The 14,847-nt window shown below is 67.5% G+C and carries 12 protein-coding genes; 10 read left to right on the top strand and 2 right to left on the bottom strand.

What is annotated here, in order from left to right; translation table 11 throughout:
* Window positions 1-9: 9 nt before the first annotated feature.
* Entirely contained in the window at window positions 10-2,073 is a 2,064-nt protein-coding gene (locus ROR02_RS00405) for a methyl-accepting chemotaxis protein (protein WP_147162024.1), read from the bottom strand.
* Window positions 2,074-2,344: 271 nt separating this feature from the next.
* On the opposite strand from ROR02_RS00405, the gene ROR02_RS00410 reads away from it, so the two are divergent.
* Together ROR02_RS00410 and ROR02_RS00415 are read left to right on the top strand one after the other, a co-directional pair.
* Window positions 2,345-3,703 (top strand): TldD/PmbA family protein, encoded by a 1,359-nt coding sequence (locus ROR02_RS00410; protein WP_147162025.1) that lies wholly within the window; start codon window positions 2,345-2,347, stop codon window positions 3,701-3,703.
* A gap of 97 nt (window positions 3,704-3,800) precedes the next feature.
* The gene (locus tag ROR02_RS00415; RefSeq protein WP_147162026.1) at window positions 3,801-4,148 is read left to right on the top strand and encodes a hypothetical protein; all 348 of its coding nucleotides are present in this window, start codon (window positions 3,801-3,803) and stop codon (window positions 4,146-4,148) included.
* Window positions 4,149-4,226: 78 nt separating this feature from the next.
* On the opposite strand, the gene nifA is transcribed toward ROR02_RS00415, so the two are convergent.
* A complete protein-coding gene (gene nifA, locus ROR02_RS00420; RefSeq protein ID WP_147162027.1) occupies window positions 4,227-5,969 on the bottom strand; it encodes a nif-specific transcriptional activator NifA in 1,743 nt (580 codons plus the stop codon).
* Window positions 5,970-6,335: 366 nt separating this feature from the next.
* Between nifA and ROR02_RS00425 the strand changes: the two genes are divergently transcribed.
* From ROR02_RS00425 to ROR02_RS00460, 8 genes are all read left to right on the top strand, one after another.
* Window positions 6,336-8,828 carry a putative bifunctional diguanylate cyclase/phosphodiesterase gene (locus ROR02_RS00425; RefSeq protein ID WP_147162028.1) on the top strand — a complete coding sequence of 831 codons (2,493 nt, stop codon included), beginning with the start codon at window positions 6,336-6,338 and terminating at the stop codon, window positions 8,826-8,828.
* Window positions 8,828-9,862 (top strand): BMP family lipoprotein, encoded by a 1,035-nt coding sequence (locus tag ROR02_RS00430; protein WP_147162029.1) that lies wholly within the window; start codon window positions 8,828-8,830, stop codon window positions 9,860-9,862. Before ROR02_RS00425 ends, ROR02_RS00430 begins: the two co-directional genes overlap by 1 nt.
* A gap of 297 nt (window positions 9,863-10,159) precedes the next feature.
* Window positions 10,160-10,846 (top strand): response regulator transcription factor, encoded by a 687-nt coding sequence (locus tag ROR02_RS00435; RefSeq protein WP_147162030.1) that lies wholly within the window; start codon window positions 10,160-10,162, stop codon window positions 10,844-10,846.
* A gap of 232 nt (window positions 10,847-11,078) precedes the next feature.
* Window positions 11,079-12,587: an alpha/beta hydrolase gene (locus tag ROR02_RS00440; RefSeq protein ID WP_246135326.1), complete on the top strand. Its 1,509-nt coding sequence runs from the start codon at window positions 11,079-11,081 to the stop codon at window positions 12,585-12,587.
* A gap of 77 nt (window positions 12,588-12,664) precedes the next feature.
* A complete protein-coding gene (locus ROR02_RS00445) occupies window positions 12,665-13,135 on the top strand; it encodes a GNAT family N-acetyltransferase (protein ID WP_170244895.1) in 471 nt (156 codons plus the stop codon).
* A 206-nt stretch (window positions 13,136-13,341) separates the two neighbouring features.
* Complete coding sequence (locus ROR02_RS00450; RefSeq protein ID WP_147162032.1) at window positions 13,342-14,124, top strand: AzlC family ABC transporter permease; 783 nt, start codon at window positions 13,342-13,344, stop codon at window positions 14,122-14,124.
* Window positions 14,121-14,444 carry an AzlD domain-containing protein gene (locus tag ROR02_RS00455; RefSeq protein ID WP_147162033.1) on the top strand — a complete coding sequence of 108 codons (324 nt, stop codon included), beginning with the start codon at window positions 14,121-14,123 and terminating at the stop codon, window positions 14,442-14,444. Before ROR02_RS00450 ends, ROR02_RS00455 begins: the two co-directional genes overlap by 4 nt.
* A 118-nt stretch (window positions 14,445-14,562) precedes the next feature.
* A complete protein-coding gene (locus tag ROR02_RS00460; RefSeq protein ID WP_147162034.1) occupies window positions 14,563-14,841 on the top strand; it encodes a DUF2312 domain-containing protein in 279 nt (92 codons plus the stop codon).
* The last annotated feature ends 6 nt before the right edge of the window (window positions 14,842-14,847 follow it).

Here is a 14,847-nt window from a genome sequence, read left to right on the forward strand (position 1 = left end):
CCTTTGGTATCAGGCGGCGCGCAGGCCGCGCACGAAACCCTCCACCTTTTCGTCCAGGGCGTCGGCGCTGCCGCCCAGGGCCAGCAGGTCGTCGCCCAGGGAACACACCGCCGAGCCGTTTTCGGTGACCTGGGTGGCGACGGTGCGCACCACGCCGGCCAGATCGGCGGCGCCATGCGATACCTGGGACAAGGCGCGGTTGATTTCGGCCGTGGCGGCGTTTTGTTGTTCAACCGCCTGGGTGACCGATTCATTGATCCGGGCGAGCGCGGTGATCTGTTCGGCAACGCCTTCGATATCCTGGGCGGCCTGGGCGGTGCTGTCCTGGATCGCGCTGACCTGGCGGGCGATGCGTTCGGTGGCCTGGGCGGTTTGGGTCGCCAGGTTCTTGACCTCGTGGGCGACCACCGCGAACCCCTTGCCCGCGTCGCCGGCCCGCGCCGCCTCGATCGTGGCGTTGAGCGCCAGCAGGTTGGTCTGGCTGGCAATGGTGGTGATCAGGGTCACCACCTCGCCGATCTGGCCGGCGGCGGCCACCATTCCCGAGACCCGTTCGACCGCCCCATGGGCCCGCTGGCCGCCTTCGCGCGCGGCCGCGTTGGCATCGGCCATCTGCCGGCTGATTTCATTGATCGAGGCCGCCAGTTCATTGACCGCCGCCGCCACCGTGCCCACGGTTTGGGCCACACCCTCGGTCGTGGAGAGTACCCGGTCGGACGCCTGGGCGGTATCGGTCGCGCGGGTGGCCACGGTGCCGGCCATGGCGGTCATCCGGCCCACGGCCTGGCGCAAGGCCTTGACCAGGGTATCCACCTGATTTTCAAACTGACTGGCGACGGTGGCCAGCCCCTGGCGGCGGGCTTCCTCGGCGGCTTCGCGGGCCCGGTTGGAGTCTTCTTCCAGCCGCCCACGAGCGATGGCGTTTTCGCGGAAGGTGTGCACGGCACGGGCCATCTGGCCGATTTCGTCGTTGCGGTCGTGGGTTACGCTCACGCTCACATCGCCCTCGGCCAGGCGGTTCATGACCACGGTCATTTCGGTGATCGGGCGCACGATGCCGGTCGCGAGCCAGGCAAGAAGAGCGACACAGACCACCAGGACCCCGAGACCGGTCAGGATCATGGTGTCGCGGGTATGAATGGCCTCGGCCATCACGGCGGAACGGGGCACGCTGAGCAGCAAGGTCCAGGCGTCGGCGGTGCCGGGAAAGGCGATGGGGACGGAAACCCGGATCAGGGGGGCGCCGGTGGCGGGATCGGGGATCGTGTCCTTGTAGGGCTGGCCGGCGGCACTCGCGCGCAAGATCGGCTCCACGGTGTCGCGATCGGCCGGTTTGCCCAGCACGGTGCTGTCGGGGTGGGCGACCCATTGGCCATCCGCCGACAGCACCGCCGCCCAGCCGCTGCCAAAGGGGTGCACGGCCGCCAGGTCCTGCTGGATGGTGGACAAGGCAACGTCCAGGGTCGCCACCCCGCGCGCGGTTCCATCGGGACCAAACACCGGGGCCGATGCCGTGGTCATCATCACGTCGGTGCCGTTGACCGGGTACAGGTAGGGAGGCGTGATGACGGGGCGGCGTTCGCGCCGGGGCTGGCCGTACCAGGAATCGGTCGCGGCCGAGTCGTCCAGGGCCAGGGGCTCGAACCCAAGGGTGTGCTGGTCCTTCTTGAAAAAATAAGGCACGAAGCGACCGGAAGCGTCGGAATAGGCTTGGTTCTTGAAATCGGCGTCGCGGCCATCGAGTCCGTTTTCGTCCCAGCCGGTGCCGCCGCCAAAAAAGGAAGTGTCCATGCCCACGGTTTCCCGGACCATGGTGGCCATGCGCGCGCGATCGGTCAGGCCCTCGCGCAGCCATCCGCTCATGGCCCCCGCCATGGTCCGCGCGGCGCTCAGTGCCCGGTTGATGCTCTGGCCCGCGACCAGGGTCTGCGCGTGAGCCTCCTGCTCCAGGTTGCGAAGGGCCAGGCGTTCTGCCTCGTTCATTTGGGGGAGAATGGCCAGGGTGATGAGGAGGGCAAATCCAAGCACGACGCTTGCGGAAATAACCCCCAGCAATCGGGCGCGCAACGACACGATTCCAGCTCCTTATCTTGATGTCGCAACGATATCCATAAATGGACGTCTTGCTTGCGCCCTTTCCCACGACGGCCGTTATCCTAAAGGCCCGCATATCCTTTGTGGTTTTCACTTTTATGATTTATCCACGTCGTTTTTGTAAAATGGCCGGTGGTGAAGGCGTTGTCGCGGCGGGGCGGCTGGGGTAGTGGTTAGAAGGAACCCGGCGCGATGCCTTTCGCGTGGGAGCCGGTTGTTTCATGTTTTTTCCGCAAGGAGCCCAGGGCCGATGACCGATCTTGACCGCGACGCCGCGCAGGCGTTGACCCTTCTCGACGATCTGGTGCGCCGGGCCATGGCCGGTGGGGCGACGGCCGCCGACGCCTTGTACGTGGGGGGCTCGTCGGTGTCGGCCACCGTCCGCCTGGGCCGCCAGGAAAAACTGGAGCGCGCCGAGGGCGGCGAAATCGGCCTGCGGGTTCTGATCGGCCACCGCCAGGCCCTGGTCGCGAGCGCCGATACCAGCCCCGCCACCCTGGCGACCCTGGTGGAACGCGCCTTGGACATGGCCCGGGTCGTGCCCGAGGATCCGCACGTGGGCCTGGCCGATCCGGCCGACCTGGCCCTGGAACGTCCGGACATCGACGGCTGCGATCCCGGCGAGGTCTCGGTGGAAACCCTGACCCGGCTGGTCGAAACCCTGGAAGGCGAAGCCCTGGCCGTGCCCGGCGTGACCAATTCCGAAGGCGCCGAAGCGTCGTGGGGGCGTTCGACGGTGGCGCTGGTGGGCTCCAACGGCTTTTCCCATGCCTACCATTCCAGCCACGTGGGGCTGGGGGTCGCCGTGGTGGCCGGGCAGGGCACGGAAGGCATGGAAATCGACCATGCCTCGGCCTCGGCGGTCTATCTCGCCGATCTGCGCGACCCGGCGGAAGTCGGGCGCGAGGCCGGCACCCGGGCCGTGCGTCGCCTGGGGGCCACGCGCCTTCCCACCAAGACCCGCCCGGTGGTGTTCGATCCCCGCGTGGCGCGCGGGCTGGTGGGGCACCTGCTGGGCGCCATCAACGGCGGGTCCATCGCGCGCGGGACCTCGTTCCTGAAGGACAGCCTGGGGCAGCGGATCCTGCCAGCCGGGGTTTCGGTGATCGAGGATCCGCACCGCCCGCGCGGCCTGCGCTCGCGCCCCGTGGACGCCGAGGGACTGCCCACCCGCCGCCGGTCCCTGGTTGACGACGGGACCTTGACCACCTGGCTTCTCGATCTGCGCACCGCGCGGGTCCTGGGCCTGAAAAGCACCGGCCACGCCAGCCGTGGCACCGGAGCACCCCCCAGCCCGGGCGCCAGCAATGTCTGGCTGACTCCGGGGCCCCTTTCCCCCGCCGAGCTGATCGCCGGCATTGACGACGGCCTGTACGTGACCGACCTGTTCGGGCAGGGCGTCAATGGCCTGACCGGGGATTACAGCCGGGGCGCGGCCGGCTTGCGCATCGAAAACGGGGTGCTGACCACCCCGGTCAACGAAGTGACCATCGCCGGCACCTTGCAACGGATGTTCGCCGCCCTGACCCCGGCCAGCGACCTGGAACTGCGCCACGGCGTGGACGCGCCCACGGTGCTGGTTGGCGAGATGATGGTGGCGGGGGCCTGAGCCCCCTTGTGAAGAGGGTGGCGGGGGCCTGCGCCCCTTTCAAGGACCGGTTCCGGGGCCCCGCCTTCAACACGCGAATGATCAAGGAGAAGGACCGATGCGGGTATGGCAAGCGGCGCTGGTGGCGGCGGGGATCGCGGTTGGCCTGGCGGGCTCGGCCGGACCGGGACAGGCCCAGGGCACGCCGAAGCTCTTTCAAATGGTGTGCAAGGATGGCCTGACGTTTCATCTGGCCTTGCGCGCGGATGAAAACGGCAACCTGGCCCAAACGGCAACCTTGGTGATGAAAGACCAGCAGCCGCAGTTGCTGGTGCGTGATACCCAAGAACAGGACATGACCTTCAAGAACGCGAATTACCGCTTCGTGGCCGTCAGCGCGCGCAAGGTCTATCAGTTGCACGAGGTGCGCAACGGTCGGGTCATGGCCGTCCACGACTGCAAATAGGGACGGCTCCCCCCGCTTGTGATCCGCTTTTGCCTCCCGGCCCGACAAGCCTGGGGCCGGGAGGGCAGGGCTGCGGTCCTACAGTCGCTTGAGCGGAATATCGTGCTTCTTGAGGGCATAGCCGATCTGACGCGGCGTCATGCCCAACAGACGGGCGGCCTTGGCCTGGACCCAGCCGGCCTTTTCCATGGCCGCGATCAGGCGGGCGCGCTCCTCGCTGTCGCTGGCCTCGCCTGGCCCGTCGTCGATGGTGTCGGGCGCGGCCTGGCGCGGCATCGGCGTCGGCGCGGGCGGGGGCTCCCAGGTCAATGTCGGCTCCTGGGGCGGAGGTTCGACCTCGGTGACCGGGGCGCTGGCCAGGCCTCCGATCGCCTTGCTGGCGCCCGAGCCCTGACGGCGCCACAAGGTCGCCGAAAGGCACTGGTCGTGACGACACGACAGGCCAAAATCCTGGATCACGTCTTGTTGGGCCAAGGTCGCGGCGCGGTAGACGCAGTTTTCCAGTTCGCGCACGTTGCCCGGGAAACTGCACTGTCCCATGACCAGCAGGGCGTTTTCGGCGAAGCGCAGGGTCCGGCCGTTTTCCTCGTTGAACTTGTCGAGAAAGAAGCGGGCCAGCAGGGGAACGTCCTCGCGCCGCTCGCGCAGGGCGGGCAGGAAAATCGGCACGACGTTGATTCGATAATACAGGTCGGCGCGGAAATCGCCTTTGATCACCGCGTCTTCCAGGTCCTTGTTGGTGGCGGTGACCAGGCGGACGTCGACGGACAAGGTGCGATTGCCCCCCACCCGCTCGAACTCGCCTTCCTGAAGCACCCGCAGCAGCTTGGCCTGGAAGTAGGGGGAAATCTCGCCGATTTCATCAAGGAACAAGGTGCCGCCGTGGGCCATCTCGAAGCGGCCCTTGCGCTCGCTGGTCGCGCCCGTGTACGCCCCCTTTTCGTGGCCGAACAATTCGGATTCCAGCAAGGTTTCGGTCAGGGCCGCGCAGTTGACCTTGATGAAGGGCTTGTCGGCCCGGGGGCTCAGGTAATGGATGGCGCGCGCGATCAGCTCCTTGCCGGTGCCGCTTTCGCCCCGCAGCAAGACGGTGGCCCGCGACGGCGCCACCTGACGCACCTGGGCCGAAACCCGTAGCATGGCCTCGGAACCGCCCACCACGTTTTCCAGGACCGCGCCCTTCAAGGGCGGATCGGGGCGGGGCAGGGCCTTTTCCAGGCGGGCCTTTTCCAGGAACAGGCGCTCGCGGTCGGCTGCCACCTTGCGTTCCAGGGCGACGGTCTGGCCGATCAGGTTGCCGACCATGGTCAGGAAGCGCACGTCGTGTTCGAACTGGAAGCGGCTGCTGCCATCGCGGTGGCGTTCGATGGACAAGGTGCCGAACGGGCGCCCGGTGGTCTTCAGCGGCACGGCGATGAGGGACTGGATATCGTCTTCAACCGTGTAGGCCTGGGCGGCGTAGGGGGCGAAACGGTCATCGCCCGCCATGTCGTAGACGATCAGCGGCATGGCCGTGCCGATGACCTCGTTCATGGCCTCCAGCGGAAACGGCGCCTCGCCCTCGCGGGCGCTGCGCATGGACATGCCGGTGACCGCCACGACCTCCAGCGCCCCGTTATCCTCGCGCAAGGTGACGACGCCCCGGCGCATTTGAAGATAGGACGATAATATATTAAGAACATCTCGCAAAGATCGTTCAAGATTCAAGGTCGAGCCCAGGATCTTGCTGATCTCGTACATGGTAATCAAGGCCAGGGATCCATCCGCGCTGCCCTGGTTCGTCGGGCGCGGGGTATAGCCGCTACTGGGTGTGTCGGGCATCTGTGGCGACTCCTTGACCGCCTGCCTGGGGGCTCCTTTGACAAGAGGAACCACCCAGCCTTCCTAGACTAGCGGGTTTCCCTTGCAACGCAACCACAACCCGCGCCCCGCCGGCCGGTTTGGAAAAAACGACCGTTTCGGGTGGCTCGGGGGGGCCGAAGGTGCCTTCATCCGTCCCCACATACGGGGTGGCAGGATTGACGCGGGCGCGATACCCTGCTTTCCATGCCCCGCCATGGAGGCCACCGGGTATAAGGGCGCTAAACGCAAGGCCTCCTCGCCGGAGACCGGCGGCAATCGGGACGGCATGAAGGGCAGCCTTCGTGCGAGTGGTTTTTTCTGCATACGATGTGTCGGGAAATGCAGATGACAGCGAAAGCAGGCGCGTCCGGCGTTCGGGATCCCCTTTCTTCGATGGAAGACGAGGAGCCCCGGTTTCGGTTCGGTATTGGGGCGCGGTTGTGGACAGCCTTTCTGACCATCACGCTTCTGTCCGGGGTGGTGGCCGGGATTGCGTTTCATTCCTACGGCCAGGCCACCACGACCCTGGCGGTGATCACGCAAAAACGCCTGCCCGGGATCCTGGCGATCGCGCGCCTGGCCGAGGACAGCAATGGGTTGCTGACGGCCCTGCCCAACGCCTTGCTGGTGCGCGATGCCAACACCCTGGCCGACCGGTGGCGCGAGGTTGCCCTGGCCGAGGGACGCTTGCACGACGCGGTGCGGGTGGTGGCGTCGCTGCCCGACGCCGATAACTGGTTTGGCGGCTTCAGCGAGCTGTCGGGGCGGATCAGCGCCATCTTGCAGGTGATCTTGTCGGCCTTGCAGGCCAACCAGGAAGCCCAGCGCCTGGTTGCCGCGGAGTCGGTGCAACTGGGCATCTTGCAACAGGAATACCGCCTCATGCTCAACGAGGAGGCGGGGCTGGCGCCGGCCGAGATCCGTTTCCTGGTCATGGCCAACGAGGCCACCTCGATGCTGGGCGAGTCGCTGGTCAGCCCGGACCTGAACCGGGTGACCGCCCTCAACCAACGCGCCCATGAAGTGCTGGAGCGCATGCGCGCGGCCGTCCCCGACCTGCCCGCCGGACCCAGGCGCGAGGCCGCCGCCGGGTACTGCACCCGCCTGGGCGCTCTGGTCGATGGTCCGGCCGCCCTGGGGCGCCAGCGGGCCCTGGCCCTGAAGGCCGCAACCGTGGCCACCACCCAGTTTGATCAGGTGCGCACCCTGGCCGACCAGTTCAACGCGCGGGTCCAGGGGATGCTGGCCGGGATCAAGGTTGGGGTTGATGCCGATCGTCTGAACGCCGAACGGCAGCTGCGCGTTTCCAAGATGCTGATCACCCTGGCCGGCACGGCTGGCCTGCTGATCGCCGTGCTGGTGGCGTGGCTGTACGTGGGGCGTGGCATCGTGGGGCGCTTGAACCGCCTGTCGGCCAGCATGCGCCGCATTGCCGGGGGCCAGCTGAACACGCCCATTCCCATGATGGGGGACGACGAGATCGCGGGCATGGCGCGGTCGCTGTCGGTTTTCCGCGACGCCATGGCCCGCATCGACTATCTGGCCAGCAACGATCCCCTGACTCATCTGTTCAACCGCCATGGTTTTCACGCGGCCGCCGCGCGTCTGCTGGCCGATTCCGGGCGTCGGGCGTTTTTGTACCGGGTCAACCTGCGTCGTTTCAAGGACGTGAATCAGACCTTCGGATACCACACCGGGGACAGCCTGCTGGCCGAGGTGGCGAGCCGTCTGCGTCAGGTGATCCGGGGCGAGGACATCGCCGCGCGCCTGGGGGCCGACGATTTCGCGCTGATGACGGTGGACGATCTGGACACCGAAGCGGCATGGCGGGTGTGCGAGGACATCCGCGACGCGTTGAGCCTGCCGGTGGTGGTTGGACATGTGTCGGTTGATCTCCACCCGTGCATCGGCTTCGCGTGCTGGCCGGCCGATGCCCCGGATCTGGTGTCGCTGGAGCGCTGCGCCGAGCTGGCCGCCCAACGGGCCAAGGATGACACCGGCAACCCGATCCAGCGTTTTGAGCTCTCCATGGCCGAGGACATGGAGGCATCGGCCCGGGTTCGCCAGGACCTGCGCGCCGGGATCGAATGCGGCGACCTGCACCTGCTCTACCAGCCCAAGGTCGCCCTGCGCAGCGGCCGGCTGGTCGGCATGGAGGCCCTGGTGCGCTGGGACCATCCCCGGCACGGGCGCATCAGCCCCGACCGCTTCATCCCGGTGGCCGAAAGCTCGGGCCTGATCATTCCGCTTGGCGAGTGGGTGCTACGCGAATGCTGCCGCCAGATGCAGGTGTGGCGCGCGGCCGGGCTCACCGATTTGCGGGTGTCGATCAACATGTCCCCGGTGCAGGTGTTCAGCCAGGATGTTGCCTCGATGGTGGCGGCGGCCCTGGTTGAAACCGATCTGCCGCCCGAGGTGCTGGAAGTCGAGATCACCGAAGGGGTGTTCGTCCACGACGAGGACCGCGCGCGCCAGCAGCTGGAGGGCCTGCGCGACATGGGCATTGCCCTGTCGATCGACGACTTTGGCACCGGCTACTCGGCCCTCAGCTACCTGAAGCGGCTTCCGGTCAGCATTTTGAAAATTGATCAGTCGTTCGTGCGGGAGATCACCACCAAGCCCGAAAACGCCCGGCTGTGTCGGGCGATCATTGGCGTGGGCCATGACTTCGGGCTGGACGTGGTGGCCGAGGGCATCGAAACCGCCGACCATCTGGCTTTCCTGCGCTCGGAGGGCTGCGATTACGGGCAGGGGTATCATTTCGCCAAGCCGCTGGAACCCGACGCCTTCTTCGAGTTGGCCAAGGCCCAGCCCTGGCTGATCCGCGAGGTACCGTGATGGAGTGGGATCGCCGCACGTTTCTTGCCCTGCTGGGCAGTCTTCCGGCCGGGCTCTGGTTCCGGGGGGCCCGGGCCGACGGGGTCGAACCGCGCGGGCGTTCCCAAAACGTGGTGCGGCCCCGGATCGCCGTGGTGTACGGGCGTTCCGAGGCGGGGAAGTTCGACAAGGGCTTTAATCAGCTGGCCTTCGCGGGCCTGGAGGCCGCGTGCGCGGGGGCCGACGTGGTGGTGCGCGAGTTCGAGCCGGTCGGCCCGGGCGAGGAAGCCTCGATGATCGTGCAGGCGGCGACCGAGGCCGATCTGGTCGTCACCGTGGGGTGGGGCCTGCACGTGGCGGCCAAGGAAGCCTCGCGCCTTAGTCCGTCAACGCGCTTTAGCGTGATCGACGCCGTGGTGGAGCAGCCCAGGTTTCAGTCCCTGGTTTTTCGCGAGAACGAAGGCGCCTTTCTGGCGGGGTATCTGGCGGCCGAGATTTCCAGCACGCGGACCATAGGGTTCGTCGGGGCCTTGTCCACCCCGGTCATCGAGCGCTTCCGGGCCGGCTACCGGGGCGGCGCCTTCCATGCCGATCCAACCCTCACCGTGCGGGAAACCTACATCGGCACGACCGGCGAGGCCTACCACGATCCCTTCAAGGGGCTGCTGGCGGCCGAGCGCCTGATTGAACAAGGCGCCGACATTCTTTTCGCCGCCGCCGGGCGCTCGGGGCTCGGGGTGTACCAGGCGGCGGCCGATCATGGGGTTTTCGCCATCGGCGTGGACGCCAACCAGAATTTCCTTCACCCGGGCACCATGCTGACCAGTGTCGTCAAGCGGGTGGATACCGCCGTGCAGCGGGCGGTGGGGAGCCTGATCGCGGGAACCTGGCGCGAGGGCGTGGTCTCGCTGGGGTTGAAGGAAGAGGGCATGCGGCTGGCCCTGGATGGGTACAACCATGACCTGATCGGCGAGGCCAACTGGGCCAAGGTGGAAGCGTTGCGCACCCAGCTGATCGCGGGTGCCGTGAAGGCGCCCGCTTCGGTCGGGGAGTAGGGAGCGTCGTTGACAAGGTATCCCGTCCCCCCTCGGAGGAGGGCTTCCCCCCTGCCCGGGACCCCATGCCCAGCCCGTGGAAGGAAACAGACAAAAAACGCGGTAATTTTTTTGGTGTTCCATCGGAAAAAGCCCGGGATCGGGGATGGATCGGCTTGGCGAACCGGAAGGGGGGATCCGCCGGTCTCGCGAGATCCCTTACAAAAACTGCTGCACGCGCGGCCACTTTCCCTTACTTTCTGATCAAGGAAGACTCCGGGGACGCCGTTCGTCCCTTCCAGAACGAATGGGGACGCCATGCGTGTTCTTCTAGCCGACGATCATGCCATCATCCGCAGCGCCTTGAAGCTGATCCTGGCCGATGTCGAACCGGGAACCACCTTCGAGGAAGTCCGTGGCTACGAGGCTCTGGAAGAGCGTTTGGCCGGGGAAGGGCCGGCGCTCGACATGGTGGTGATGGATCTGCACATGCCGGGCTTTCAGGGGCTGGCCCAGGTCCGGCGCATTGTCACCGTGGCCATGCCCGCCCCCGTCGCCGTGTTTTCGATGATCGAAACCGTGAGCGACATGCGCGCCGTGCTGCGCCAGGGCGTGCGCGCGTTCATCCCCAAGTCGACCGATGACGCCCTGATCGGGACCTTGTTCAAGCTGGTGGCCCATGGCGGAACCTACGCCCCCGTTCAGGTGGGCGGCGTCGAGGGACAGGCCCCGGGCGAGGCGGGAACGTGGCGTCTGTCGGGCGCGGAGTTCCTGCCCCCCGACAGTCTGGAGGGCGAGGATCCCCGCCTGGGCGCCTTGACCCGGCGCCAGCGCGAAGTCCTGGACCTGATGGGGCAGGGGCTTTCCAACATGGAAATCGCCTCGCGCCTGGGGCTGAACCTGTCCACCGTCAAAACCCACGTGACCAGCATCCTCAAGACCCTGGAGGCGGATAACCGCACCCAGGCCGTGTTGCTCGCGCATGGGCTGGAGGCGGGGGGCTAATCCGCCGACGCGTCGGGTCGGGTTCCCTTCCTTTTGGCAGGCCACACGCCAGAAGCAGTTCCGGTGAGAAAGCCCTCGTGCGGGCCATGAGGTCCGGCGACAGGTTTGTTCGTTCTGGTGCCAGGGCGCCTCACGGGGGAACCGTTTCCGATGACCCGACGCACCGCGGGGCCGTGAATTCAGTCATCCGACCCCAGGGGGCAAGACCAGGGGGCGGGCAGGGGGAAAAAGCATGAGACGCCGGACCAGGCGACGGAGCAGCGGCCGTTTGTTTCATTGGGCCGCGGTGATTGGGTTAAGCGTGGTTGCGCTGCTGGTGGCGGGCGCGGTGGTGCTCTCGATCTGGCACCCGGCCTCCACCTTGAAGGGGCCGGAGGCCTTGCGATGGTCGCCGGTGCGTCATGTGCCCACGGCCATGCCCCTGACGCCCTGGCTCGATGAAACCGGGGCGGCCAAGCCGTTCGAGCGCACCGTGGCCGATACCCGGGTGGCGCTGGAAACCGCGCGGGCGGGGATTGATCCCGATCCCGTGACGCGCGCTTCGCACGTTAATCTGGTGGCGCCCCGTGAATGGCCGCTTGATGAAAGCTGTGGCGGCGTGGCCCGGGCGGGGGTGCTGCTGATCCATGGCCTGAGTGACAGCCCGTTCACCATGCGGGACCTGGGGACGACCCTGGCCACCTTGCCCGAGCGCTGCTTGCTGGTGCGTTCCATCCTGCTGCCGGGGCACGGCACGGTTCCGGGCGATCTCCTGCGCGTCGATGAAAACGCCTGGCGGGCGGCGGTGCGCTATGGGGTCGAGAGTTTCGCGGACCGGGTTGATCGCGTGCACGTGGTGGGCTATTCGCTGGGCGCGACCCTGGCCGTGGATCTGGTTCTCAACGCGAAGCCGACCACCCCGGCCGTGGCCTCGCTGGTTTTGCTGGCCCCGGCGCTGGGCGCGGACAACCGGTTTCCGATCCACAAGATCCCCTTTGGGTTTGACATGTTCGCGGGCGGGCTGGCGCTTGCGGCGGGCTTCGGGCCGGAACGGGACTGGCTGCGGATCGACGAGGATCTGGATTTCGCCCGCTACGAATCCTTTCCGCTGGTCTCGCTGCGTCAACTCATGACCCTGATGGGGGAGACGGTCGCCGCGCCCCGCCCCTTGCCGATGCCGGTGTTCATGGCCGTGGCGGCCGAGGATTCCGTGATCGACACCAAGGCGGCCCTGACCTTTTTCGAAAAATGGGCGACCAGTCCCGACAGCCGGCTGCTGCTGATGGCGGCCCCCGCCACCCTGGCCGCCCGTGCCGACGAGATCGCGCCCCTGGCGGCGGATACGACCCGGGTGGCCTGCGTGCAAGGGGCCGCTCCCCTGGTCGAGGGATGCACGCCCCGCGCGGCGGGTCTGAAGGCGTCGTGTCCGTTTGGGGGTGGCTCGGGAGCCTGCGTGACCGAACTGGGCCACCTGGCTCTTCCCGTGGCGCCAGGCAATCCTCATTACGGACGCGACGGGAGCTACCGGACCTGCCTGGCCTACGCCCATCCCGGGGACGAGGCCCGCTATTGTGGCTGCGCGGCGCCTCCTCAGCGGGCGGCTTCCGCCTTGTGCCAGGGGGTGACGCCCGCGACCACGTCCGTGCGCCTGGGCGAGCCCACCCGCGAGCAGGAAAAAGCGCAGACACCCCTGGCGGTGCGCCTGACCTACAACCCGGCTTATGCCCGCCTGGCCCTGGGGCTGGCTGATTTCTTGAAGTAAGGGAAAAGGGCCAGGCAAGGGGTCTGGCCCCGATCCCCCCGGATGGGACGGAGGCGTTTTCGGTTATGACGGCAAACATGTCGGATGCGCAGACAAGACAGGTACGGTTGGCCACGCCCGACGACATGGGGGCGGTGGTGGGGATGCTGCGCGAGCTGGCCGCGTTCGAGCAGGCGCCGGCGGGCGCGTTGCGTTGCACGGTCGAGGCCTTCGAACGCGATGGCTTCGGCCCCGGGGCGCTGTTCACCTGCCTGGTGGCCGAGGAGGCCGGGCAGGTGGTCGGTTTCCTGATGCTGATTCCCACCTATTCCAGTTGGCTCGCGCGTCCGGGCCTGATGATCCATGATCTTTACATGCGTCCGGAATGGCGCGGCACCGGTTTGGGGCGCGCCCTGGTCGCCCGGGCCATCGCGCTGGGTCGCGAACGGGGGTGCGGTCGCCTGGACGTCAACGTGCTGGGCTGGAACGAGGCGCGTCGTTTCTACGAAAAGCAGGGGTTCGTGGCGCAACCCGATTGGGTGCTTCATCGCCTGACCCTGGAGCCCTGAGGTTCTCCGTGCCGGGGGGCGCGGTCCAAGGTGGCATCCGGGAGTCGGAGGGGGGAAAAGGCGGAAACCCGCCATGCAACTCGAAAAAGGCGTGAAAATACGGTCGTTCCGTGTCCGATTATCGTCCGGACCCGGTTTTTTGAAGGAAAAAGGCTCGGATTCCGGCTCGCGACTCGTCTTTTCTTGATTGAATCGGGAGGTCTGCCATGGCAGATGCAGGCGAACACCCCCCCCTTTCCCCGGCGCGGGGCGAGCCCGGGCCGGGGGCCTCGTTCGGGGCGGGCCTGCGCGCGGCGGCGCCGATCATGATCGGATACGCCCCCGTGGCCATCGCCTTCGGGGCGGCCGGGCAGGCGGCGGGGCTGGGGGCGCCCGAGGTCATCGCCACGTCGGCGGTGGTTTATTCGGGAGCCAGCCAGTTCCTGATGCTGACCGCCCTGGGCTCGGGCACGGCCCTTCCGGCGGTGGCGGCCTTGTGCATTGCCTTGAACCTGCGCCATCTGCTGTATGGGCCGCTGGTGATGGCCCGGTTGCCGGCCGCCGCCGCGGTGCGCTTTTTGTATGCCTTTTCCCTGACCGACGAGGTTTTCGCCTCGACCCTGGCCCGCTCCGGCGGGGGAACGCTGCCGGCGCGGTGGCTTCTCGGCCTGGGGGCGGGGGCCTATGGCGCCTGGGTGGCGGGAACCGCGCTGGGGGTGTTCGTGGGCGATGCCCTGGCCCGCGAGGCGCCGGCGGCGGCCGCCGCCACGGGGTTCGCCTTGCCGGCCCTGTTCCTGGCCCTGGCTTGGCTGAATGTCACCCGCGCCACCGTGGCGCCGATGCTGGCGGCGGCGGCGGCCAGCGTGCCCTTCGCGGTCGTCGGGCGCTCGGGGCTGGCCTTGCTGGCGGGCGGGCTGGCCGGGGTGGTGGTGGCCTGGGCCCAGCGCCGCTTTTTCCGGAAACGGCGGGCGTCGCCCCAGGGGGCGGGCGAGGGGAGGACCCGGCCATGAGCCTGATCCTGGCCATCGTGGTGATTGGTCTGGCCACCTACCTGACCCGGGTCTTGCCCTTTTTGCTGGGGCGTCATGCCCGGCACCTGTCGGCGTGGATGGGGCCCGAGGGGCCTTTCGCGGCGCTGGGGCCCAGCCTGATCGCCGCCCTCGCGGCCCTGACCTGGACCCCGCTGGGGGCCAGGGCCCTGGAAGGCGAGGCGGCGGCCCCGCTGCTGACGGCGCTGGCGGCGACCGTGGCCATGCTGGCCTGGCGTCGCGACGCTGGCCTCGCGGTCGTGGCCGGCGTGGTGGTGTACGCCGTGGTGGCCTTGTTCTGAGGTCCGGTTGGCCGACGGAGGCGTTTTCGGGCAGCCGGGATGCTTGCCGCGATCGGCGGCCGGGGCTACTGTCCCGCCTTTCCACCGGAACAATACGGGACCATCAAGGAGACCGGGCATGGACGTGCTAGAAGATGAGGGCCCCGCCAGCGCCCCCGTGGATATTGATGGCGTTGCCGTCGATCAGCTGCGCGCCTTCGTGGCGCGGATCGAGCGCCTTGAGGAAGAAAAGGCCAACATCGCGAACGATATCAAGGAAGTATACGCCGAGGCGAAATCGAGCGGTTTCGATGTCAAGGTTTTGCGCAAGCTGATTTCCATGCGCAAAAAGAATAAACACGACCTGGCCGAGGAAGAAGAACTTCTGGCAATCTATCGGGCCGCCGTCGGTCTGTAGGGGGAA

The sequence above is a fragment of the Pararhodospirillum oryzae genome, from assembly GCF_007992075.1.
GTDB lineage: Bacteria > Pseudomonadota > Alphaproteobacteria > Rhodospirillales > Rhodospirillaceae > Pararhodospirillum > Pararhodospirillum oryzae.